The 7,932-nt window shown below is 62.8% G+C and carries 8 protein-coding genes and 2 riboswitches; of the genes, 1 reads left to right on the plus strand and 7 read right to left on the minus strand.

Annotated elements, in window-relative coordinates; translation table 11 throughout:
* Positions 1-77: 77 nt before the first annotated feature.
* The 5 genes from purD to VGK14_RS04930 form a co-directional block, all read right to left on the minus strand.
* Entirely contained in the window at positions 78-1,346 is a 1,269-nt protein-coding gene (gene purD, locus VGK14_RS04910; protein WP_331507815.1) for a phosphoribosylamine--glycine ligase, read from the minus strand.
* Positions 1,347-1,356: 10 nt separating this feature from the next.
* Positions 1,357-2,919: a bifunctional phosphoribosylaminoimidazolecarboxamide formyltransferase/IMP cyclohydrolase gene (gene purH, locus VGK14_RS04915; protein ID WP_331507816.1), complete on the minus strand. Its 1,563-nt coding sequence runs from the start codon at positions 2,917-2,919 to the stop codon at positions 1,357-1,359.
* Between the two features lie 60 nt (positions 2,920-2,979).
* Positions 2,980-3,213 carry a Fis family transcriptional regulator gene (locus VGK14_RS04920; protein ID WP_331507817.1) on the minus strand — a complete coding sequence of 78 codons (234 nt, stop codon included), beginning with the start codon at positions 3,211-3,213 and terminating at the stop codon, positions 2,980-2,982.
* Complete coding sequence (gene dusB / locus VGK14_RS04925) at positions 3,206-4,231, minus strand: tRNA dihydrouridine synthase DusB (RefSeq protein WP_331507818.1); 1,026 nt, start codon at positions 4,229-4,231, stop codon at positions 3,206-3,208. The genes VGK14_RS04920 and dusB overlap by 8 nt, the downstream gene beginning before the upstream one ends.
* An 80-nt stretch (positions 4,232-4,311) precedes the next feature.
* Entirely contained in the window at positions 4,312-4,902 is a 591-nt protein-coding gene (locus tag VGK14_RS04930) for a YigZ family protein (protein ID WP_331507819.1), read from the minus strand.
* 101 nt (positions 4,903-5,003) lie between these two features.
* Positions 5,004-5,089, plus strand: a riboswitch (cyclic di-GMP riboswitch).
* Positions 5,090-5,329: 240 nt separating this feature from the next.
* Here VGK14_RS04930 and VGK14_RS04935 point away from each other — a divergent pair.
* Positions 5,330-5,491, plus strand: a complete 162-nt coding sequence (locus VGK14_RS04935) for a hypothetical protein (RefSeq protein WP_331507820.1) — start codon at positions 5,330-5,332, stop codon at positions 5,489-5,491.
* Here VGK14_RS04935 and VGK14_RS04940 read toward each other — a convergent pair.
* Both VGK14_RS04940 and mobB read right to left on the minus strand, forming a co-directional pair.
* Positions 5,469-6,791 (minus strand): adenosylmethionine--8-amino-7-oxononanoate transaminase, encoded by a 1,323-nt coding sequence (locus tag VGK14_RS04940; RefSeq protein ID WP_331507821.1) that lies wholly within the window; start codon positions 6,789-6,791, stop codon positions 5,469-5,471. The two genes, VGK14_RS04935 and VGK14_RS04940, sit on opposite strands and share 23 nt — an antisense overlap.
* 177 nt (positions 6,792-6,968) lie before the next feature.
* Entirely contained in the window at positions 6,969-7,655 is a 687-nt protein-coding gene (mobB, locus tag VGK14_RS04945) for a molybdopterin-guanine dinucleotide biosynthesis protein B (RefSeq protein ID WP_331507822.1), read from the minus strand.
* A riboswitch (molybdenum cofactor riboswitch) is annotated at positions 7,646-7,784 on the minus strand. Its footprint overlaps the gene before it by 10 nt.
* Between the last annotated feature and the right edge of the window lie 148 nt (positions 7,785-7,932).

The following is a 7,932-nucleotide window of genomic DNA, read 5'->3' on the forward strand; positions in this document are numbered from 1 at the left end:
CAATCCAAGGCAAAGTGACGGCTGAATGCAGGCGAGGCCGCCTGCGCTACGGTCAGCGCGCTATTGCGCGATAGCCATCAGCGCGAAATCGCGCGGTAGCCGATATCGCGCCGCATCTGGCGGCCGTCAAAGGCGATGCCGTCGGCGATGGCATAAGCTCGCGTCTGCGCCTGTTGCACGCTGTCGCCCAGCGCGGTGACGCACAGCACGCGGCCGCCGCTGGTCACTGCCTGGCCGTCGACCAGCCTGGTGCCGGCATGGAACACATGCGCATCCTGCAGGCCCTGCGGCAGGCCGTGGATCACATCGCCGCTGCGCGGCACATCGGGGTAATTGGCGGCGGCCTGCACCACGCCGAGTGCCACGCGCCGGTCCCACTCGGCTTCGGCCTGGTCCAGCGTGCCGTTGACGGCGTGCTCCACCAGGTCGACCAGGTCGCTTTTCAGCCGCAGCATGATGGGCTGGGTTTCCGGGTCGCCCATGCGACAGTTGAATTCCAGCGTCCTGGGATTGCCGTTTTTGTCTATCATCAGCCCGGCATAGAGAAAGCCGGTATAGGGAATGCCGTCCTTGGCCATGCCTTGCACGGTGGGGCCGATGATTTCACGCATCGCCCGCGCGTGAATTTCCGGCGTGACCACCGGCGCCGGCGAGTAGGCGCCCATGCCGCCGGTATTCGGCCCCTGGTCGGCGTCCAGCAGGCGCTTGTGGTCCTGGCTGGTGGCCAGCGGCAGGATATGCTCGCCGTCCACCATGACGATGAAGCTGGCTTCTTCGCCTTCGAGAAACTCCTCGATCACCACGCGCGCGCCGGCGGCACCCAGCTTGTTGTCCGCAAGCATCATGTCGATGGCGTCGTGCGCCTCGGTTTCATTCATCGCCACCACCACGCCCTTGCCCGCGGCCAGGCCGTCGGCCTTGATGACGATGGGCGCACCCTGTTTGCGGGCGTAATCGTGTGCCGCGGCGGCATCGGTAAACGTGGCGTAAGCTGCGGTGGGAATGCCGTGGCGCGCCATGAACGCCTTGGCGAAGTCTTTCGACGCTTCCAGTTGCGCGGCGGCGCGGGTCGGCCCGAAGATTTTCAGGCCGGCGGCGCGGAAGGCATCGACCACGCCCTGAGACAGCGGCGCTTCCGGTCCGACTACGGTGAGCCCGACGTTTTCCTTCTGCGTGAACTCCACCAGGTCGGGGATGGCCGTAATCGCGACGTTCTGCATGTTGGGGTCGAGCGCGGTGCCGGCATTGCCGGGTGCGACGAAGACGCGGCTTACCCGCGGGCTCTGCGCCAGTTTCCAGGCCAGCGCGTGTTCGCGTCCGCCGTTGCCGATGACCAGGATTTTCATGTGGGTTCCCTCAGTGGCGGAAGTGGCGTACGCCGGTAATCACCATCGCGATGCCATGCTCGTCCGCTGCGGCGAACACTTCCTCGTCGCGGATGCTGCCGCCGGGCTGGATCACGCAGGAGGCGCCGGCTTCGGCCAGCACGTCCACGCCATCGCGGAACGGGAAAAAGGCGTCCGATGCCACGGCTGCGCCCTTCAGCGACAACCCGGCATTACCTGCCTTGACCGCGGCGATACGGGTGCTGTCGACGCGGCTCATCTGGCCGGCGCCGACGCCCAGCGTCATGCCGTTGCCGCAGAACACGATGGCGTTGGACTTGACGAACTTGGCGACGCGCCAGGCGAACAGCAGATCGCTCAATTGTTCAGGCGTGGGTTGTTTCCTGGTGACGATCTTGAACTGCGCCGCGCTAACGTTCAGCGCATCTGGCGTCTGGATCAACAACCCGCCGCCGACGCGCTTGTATTCCAGCGCGTTGAGGCCGGCGCCCAACGGCACGGTCAAGACGCGGATATTGGCCTTGGCGGCGAAAATTTGCTTGGCTGCGTCAGAAACGGCAGGTGCGACGATGACTTCGACGAACTGTTTCAGCACGGCTTCCGCCGCGGCTGCGTCGATCTCGCGGTTGAAGGCGATGATGCCGCCGAATGCCGAGGTCGGGTCAGTGCTGAACGCGCGCTGATAGACATCGAGCAAGTTGGCTCCGACAGCCACACCGCACGGATTGGCGTGCTTGACGATGACGCAGGCCGGGGTGTCGAAGGTCTTGACGCATTCCCACGCCGCGTCGGCATCGCCGATATTGTTGTAGGAAAGTTCTTTGCCCTGCAACTGGGTAAAGCCTGCGAGCGCACCGGCGGGTATGCTGGCATCGCGGTAGAATGCGGCGTTCTGGTGCGGGTTCTCGCCGTAGCGCAGGTCCATCACCTTGACCACCTGCGTGGTGTAGCGGTCTGGGAAGTCCTGCTTCTGGTTTTGCGCGTCGAGGGCGGTCAAATAGTTGCTGATCGCGCCGTCGTATTCCGCGGTGTGCGAGAACGCTTTCTTGGCCAGCTTGAATCGGGTTTCCGCGCCGACAGCGCCGTTGCTGGAGGCCATTTCGCGCGTTAGCGCGGCGTAATCGTCGGGATCGGTGACGATGGCGACATGCGCGTGGTTCTTGGCGGCGGCGCGCACCATGGTGGGGCCGCCGATGTCGATGTTCTCGATCGCGTCTTCCAGCGGGCAGTCCGGCTTGGCGATGGTTTCGCGGAACGGGTAGAGATTGACCACCACCATGTCGATGTTCGGAATCCCCGCCTGCCGCATCGCGCTCACGTGCTCCGGCAGGTCGCGCCGGCCGAGGATGCCGCCATGCACCTTGGGGTGCAGGGTTTTCACACGCCCGTCCAGCATTTCCGGAAAACCGGTGTAGTCGCCGACTTCGATGACGGGAATGTGGTTGTCGCGCAGCAGTTTTGCGGTACCGCCGGTGGACAGGAGTTCGACGCCGAAGTCATTCAATTTTTGCGCAAATTCGAGAACGCCGCGTTTGTCGGAAACGCTGAGTAGAGCACGTTTGATAATGGTCATGATGGAGCGGAAATAATAAAAGTTGATACGGTTATAAAAATGAGCGGCGAGCGCGGATTTTTATTGGATGCCGTGCTGCTTGAGCTTTTTGCGCAGCGTATTGCGATTGAGGCCGAGGATTTCAGCTGCCTTGCTCTGGTTGCCGCCGGTGCGGCGCATGATGCTTTCCAGCAACGGTTTTTCGACGCAATGAATCAGCATGTCGTAAACCGCGTGCGGCGGTTCGCCATCGAGATCCTTGAAATATTCATCCAGCGCCAGGCGCACGCAGGCAGAAAGATCTGTTTCACGCATATGCCGCCATCTCCTCGGGCTCTTCCTGGATGTAATTGAGCCGCTCGCCCCGCCGGCGCAGCTCGTTGAAAAAATCGCCGATCGCGGCGAGCTGTTCCTCGCGCGTTTGCAGCTGGTTCATCGCATGGCGGAAATTGGCCGAGCCGGTCAAGCCCTTGGTGTACCACGAGATATGCTTGCGGGCGATGCGGGTGCCGGTTTGCTCGCCGTAGAACTGGTAGAGGTCGGCTAGGTGCCCCAGCAATACCGCGTGGATTTCGGAGACTTCCGGCGGCGGCAGGTGGCGGCCGGTTGCCAGGTAGTGCGAGATTTCGCGGAATATCCACGGCCGTCCCTGCGCCGCGCGGCCGATCATGATCGCATCGACCCCGGTCTGGTCCAGCACCTGTTTGGCTTTTTCCGGCGTCGTGATGTCGCCGTTGGCAATGATCGGGATGCCGGCGCGTTGTTTGACCTTGGCGATCAGGTCGTACTCCGCGTGGCCGGTGTACAGGCAGGCGCGGGTGCGGCCATGGATCGCCAGCGCCTGGATGCCGCTGTCCTCGGCGATGCGGGCGATCAGCGGCACGTTCTTGTTGCCCTTGTCCCAGCCCAGGCGGGTTTTCAGCGTCACCGGCACATTGACGGCTTTCACCACCGCTTGCAGGATCTGCGCGACCAGCGGCTCGTCCTTCAGCAGCGCGGAACCCGCCATCACGTTGCACACTTTCTTGGCCGGGCAGCCCATGTTGATGTCGATGATCTGCGCGCCGTTGTCGACGTTGTACTGAGCGGCCTCGGCCAGCATTTTGGGGTCGGCGCCGGCGATCTGCACCGAAATCGGGTCGACCTCGCCCTCGTGGTTGGCCCGGCGCAAGGTCTTCTCGCTGCCGTAAAGCAGCGAATTTGACGTCACCATCTCGGACACGGCCAGTCCCGCGCCCATTTTCTTGCAAAGCTGGCGGAAAGGACGGTCGGTCACGCCCGCCATGGGGGCGACGATCAGGTTTGTCTTGAGCTTGTAGGGGCCGATTTGCACAGGCGATTCTGGTCCGGGGGAAAAGCTGCCTATTTTATATGCAAAACGGTTGGGAGAGAACCAGAAAAACAGGCTGGCGATTAAAATTTGCCCGGTGCCCAGCCTGCGCCGAAACGCTTGGTCAGCCCGTCTGCCGCATCGGCGGGCACCGAGGCCAGCACTGTGACGCGTTCTCCAAAGACCTTGTCCAGTATCTGGCCATGCAGTTTCGCCAGTTCGCGGGTGAACGGGTCGAGGCGCCCGTAGTCCAGAACCAACCGGATCTCGCGCATTTCCACGAAGGGCGCCAGACGCGCGGCTTCCAATGCCAGTTTGGCGGTACCGCCGTAAGCTCGTGCCAGGCCGCCGGTTCCCAGGTTGATGCCGCCGTAATAGCGCACCACGGCAATGCAGGCGTTCACCAGATCGCGGCCTTCCAGGTATTGCAGGATGGGCTTGCCGGCAGTGCCGGACGGCTCGCCGGCATCGTGAAAGCGCTGGAGATAGCCTTGCCCTTCCAGATCCTGCACCCGATAGGCGAAAGCCAGATGGTGCGCATGTGAGTGTTCGCTTGCAAGCCGCCGCAACAGCATGGCTACTGCGCGTTCGTCGGCGCAATATTCCGCAGCTGCGACGAAGCGAGATTTGTTGATGGTCTGTTCCGCCAGGCCGGGCTGAGAGATGCGTTGCACAGGGGGTTAGTGTCATTGGCTACCGTTTAGCCGACGTATTTTACCGCTTGTCAGCGGCGATTTTGCATTGCCGGATCGGAGCCGTTAGTATGGTTATGCAATTCTGCAAAGGGCAAACCCGGCCGAAAGGCGGGGACGCAAAGCCACCGGTCTAAAGGAGCAATCCCATGACGGCGGGGCCGCCGGAAAGCGCTCATCTCCAGCTATGCGGGCTAGCGGAACCTCCGCCGCAAGCACGCGTTGAGACCCCGAGCACTGCGGTTTGCCCTTTATTTTTTCGGGAGCAAACCATGAAATCTTCAACCCCGTACCTGCTCGACTCGATGTTCAGCGTCGCGGTATTTGCCGCCATCGCACTGGCGGTTGCCAGCACTGCCTACCAGATCTTCAACCCGGACGGCGGACTGATAGTCTGGATTTCCGGCGAATGGCAGCACCGCCCTGCGACGCTGGCGCTGCTTTGCGTTGCCGGCTGCTGGCGAAATACTGGCTCAGCGGCGTGCAGAGCGCGTGGCTGGCAAACGGAATGTATTACGGTGCGCTGCTGCTCGGGCTGTATTACGGCTTCAGGCCGTTTTTTGTTGCATGAAGCGGTCGAGCAGGCCGAGAGTTTCGCCGGCAATCAGGGCGATTTCCTCCGCGCCGATAATATAGGGCGGCATGAAGTAAACGGTATTGCCTATCGGCCGTAGCAGCAGCCCTCGCTGCAGCGCCATGCGGTAGAAGCTGCCGGCGAATTCCGGATCGGTGGTTTCCACCTCGAAAGCCCATATCATGCCGAGGTGGCGGAATTGCTTTACCGCTTCATGCGCGGCTACCGGCGCCAGCGCGGCGGAGAGTAGCGCCGCCTTGCGCCGGTTTTCTTCCAATACGTTGTCCTGCTCGAAAATATCCAGCGTCGCCAGCGCCGCGCGGCATGCCAGCGCATTGCCGGTGTAGCTATGGGAATGCAGAAAGCCGCGCGCCACCTGGTCGTCGTAGAACGCCTGGTACACCGTATCCGTGGTAAGCACGGCCGACAGCGGCAGGTAGCCGCCGGTGATGCCTTTCGACAGGCAGATGAAATCGGGGCGGATGCCGGCCTGCTCGCAGGCGAACATGGTGCCGGTGCGGCCGAAGCCGACGGCGATTTCGTCGGCGATCAGGTGCACGCCGTAGTAGTTGCACAGCTCGCGTGCCCGCTGCAGATAGGCTGGATGATACATCGCCATGCCGGCCGCGCCCTGCACCAAGGGTTCCACAATCAGCGCCGCAGTCTCGGCATGGTGCGCGTCCAGGTGCTGCTGCAGCGCTTCAGCGCAGCGCAGCGCATAGGCCTCCGTCGCTTCGCCCGGCTGCGCCAGGCGCGAGTCGGGTGAGGGCACCTGCGCGCTCTGCCGCAATAAAGGGGCATAGGTGTCCTTGAACAGCGCCACGTCGGTGACCGAGAGCGCACCCACGGTTTCGCCGTGGTAGCTGTTCTGCAGGCTGACGAAGGCGTTTTTTTGCGGCTTGCCGTTGTTGCGCCAGAAATGGAAGCTCATCTTCAGCGCGATTTCGGTCGCCGAGGCGCCGTCCGAGCCGTAAAACGCATGCCCCAGGCCCGTCAGCTGCGCCAGGCGCTCGGACAGCCGCACCACCGGCTCGTGCGTGAAGCCGGCTAGCATGACGTGCTCCAGCCGGTCCAGCTGTTCCTTGAGCGCGGCATTGATGCGCGGGTTGCGGTGGCCGAACAGGTTGACCCACCACGAACTTACTGCGTCCAGGTAGCGCTTGCCGTCGAAATCCGTCAGCCAGGCGCCGTCGCCGGAGGCGATCGGAATCAGGGGCAGGGTCTCGTGCTGTTTCATCTGCGTGCAAGGATGCCAGACGGCGGCGAGAGAGCGGGCTAACAGGTCGGTGTTGTGCATGTCGGGCGAGTCGGATAGGCGCTGAATGGGGCAAAGTACACCATAGCGACGGTAATCGACAAGCCGCGGCCCATGTGCGCAGAGGAATCGGGGCGAGCTTACCCGGGCCATCCCTAGCCACGGCAGCGAGCAGGGCGGCAATGCCGCCGACCTGCGCATCATGGTGGAGTGAACGGTTTAACCTGCCATCGGCTCCGATTCGCGGATACGGGTCGCCCCCGGGCTTTCCCGCAGCCATTGTTCCATGCTTGTCGCAAGATGTTGCTGCCGCTGCCGGGTCAGCCAATCCAGCACGAAGGCGGCAATCTCTTGCGCGCGGTTCAAATTCAGCAAGGCGACCGGCAGCGGCAGCGCGACATCGGCAGCCACCGCGATAATGTCGGGGTCATGTGCGGCCAGCAGCGGGTTCGCGCATGCCTGGCGAAACACCTCGATTTTTGGAATCGGCGCGGTCTTGAAGCCCTCGACCAGGATGAGGTCGGTCAGCCGCGTGTCCAGATGCCTTACCAGCTGCTCCAGCGGCAGTCCATCGCCGTCCATTGCGTCGCCGTCGGTGACTTCGGCCATCAGCGCCCAGCGCCGGGGGGAACTCACCAGTACTTGCGCGGCACCGGCGCCGCGCAGACGATGGCTGTCCTTGCCGGGGCGGTCGATATCGAAATCGGCGCGTGCCTGCTTGATCACGGAAACCTTCAGGCCGTAGGCGCCCAGAATGGGGAGCACAGCTTCCAGCAGCGTAGTCTTGCCGGTGCCGCTGGCATAGGCGCAGATGCCCAGGATGGGGATGTCGCTACCCGGGCGCATTAATCGTATATAACGTTCGTCGGCTGCCGGGTTGGCGGCCGGCATGGCTGTGTTCAACATCGCATACCCCTTTCCAAAATTACCGGGAGGCAAAGCAGCTTTCGCCGACCTTACCCGGAGCCCAATCGCTCGGCCCCGACTCCATTGCTTGCGGCTTTAGGAGCAGGGACTTCGGGGAACTGTTCAGTTCAAATGTCGCTAGAAGGTATACATAACCGTCAGCCAGAGCTTGTCGGTATTGCGGACCCTGGCGCGATTGCCGGCGACGGTATCGGCCACCGGCAACAGCGCATAGCGGTCGCCTTCGGTAAACTTGCCGTATTCGACCTTGGCGCTG

The organism is Novimethylophilus sp., assembly GCF_036504375.1.
Lineage (GTDB): Bacteria > Pseudomonadota > Gammaproteobacteria > Burkholderiales > Methylophilaceae > Novimethylophilus.

What these genes read in the sequence shown, in the direction of transcription:
- VGK14_RS04940 (WP_331507821.1), bottom strand. Translation starts at nt 6,791, where the DNA reads ATGCACAACACCGACCTGTTAGCCCGCTCTCTCGCCGCCGTCTGGCAT.
- purD (WP_331507815.1), bottom strand. Translation starts at nt 1,346, where the DNA reads ATGAAAATCCTGGTCATCGGCAACGGCGGACGCGAACACGCGCTGGCC.
- mobB (WP_331507822.1), bottom strand. Translation starts at nt 7,655, where the DNA reads ATGTTGAACACAGCCATGCCGGCCGCCAACCCGGCAGCCGACGAACGT.
- purH (WP_331507816.1), bottom strand. Translation starts at nt 2,919, where the DNA reads ATGACCATTATCAAACGTGCTCTACTCAGCGTTTCCGACAAACGCGGC.
- VGK14_RS04935 (WP_331507820.1), top strand. Translation starts at nt 5,330, where the DNA reads ATGGCAGCACCGCCCTGCGACGCTGGCGCTGCTTTGCGTTGCCGGCTG.
- VGK14_RS04920 (WP_331507817.1), bottom strand. Translation starts at nt 3,213, where the DNA reads ATGCGTGAAACAGATCTTTCTGCCTGCGTGCGCCTGGCGCTGGATGAA.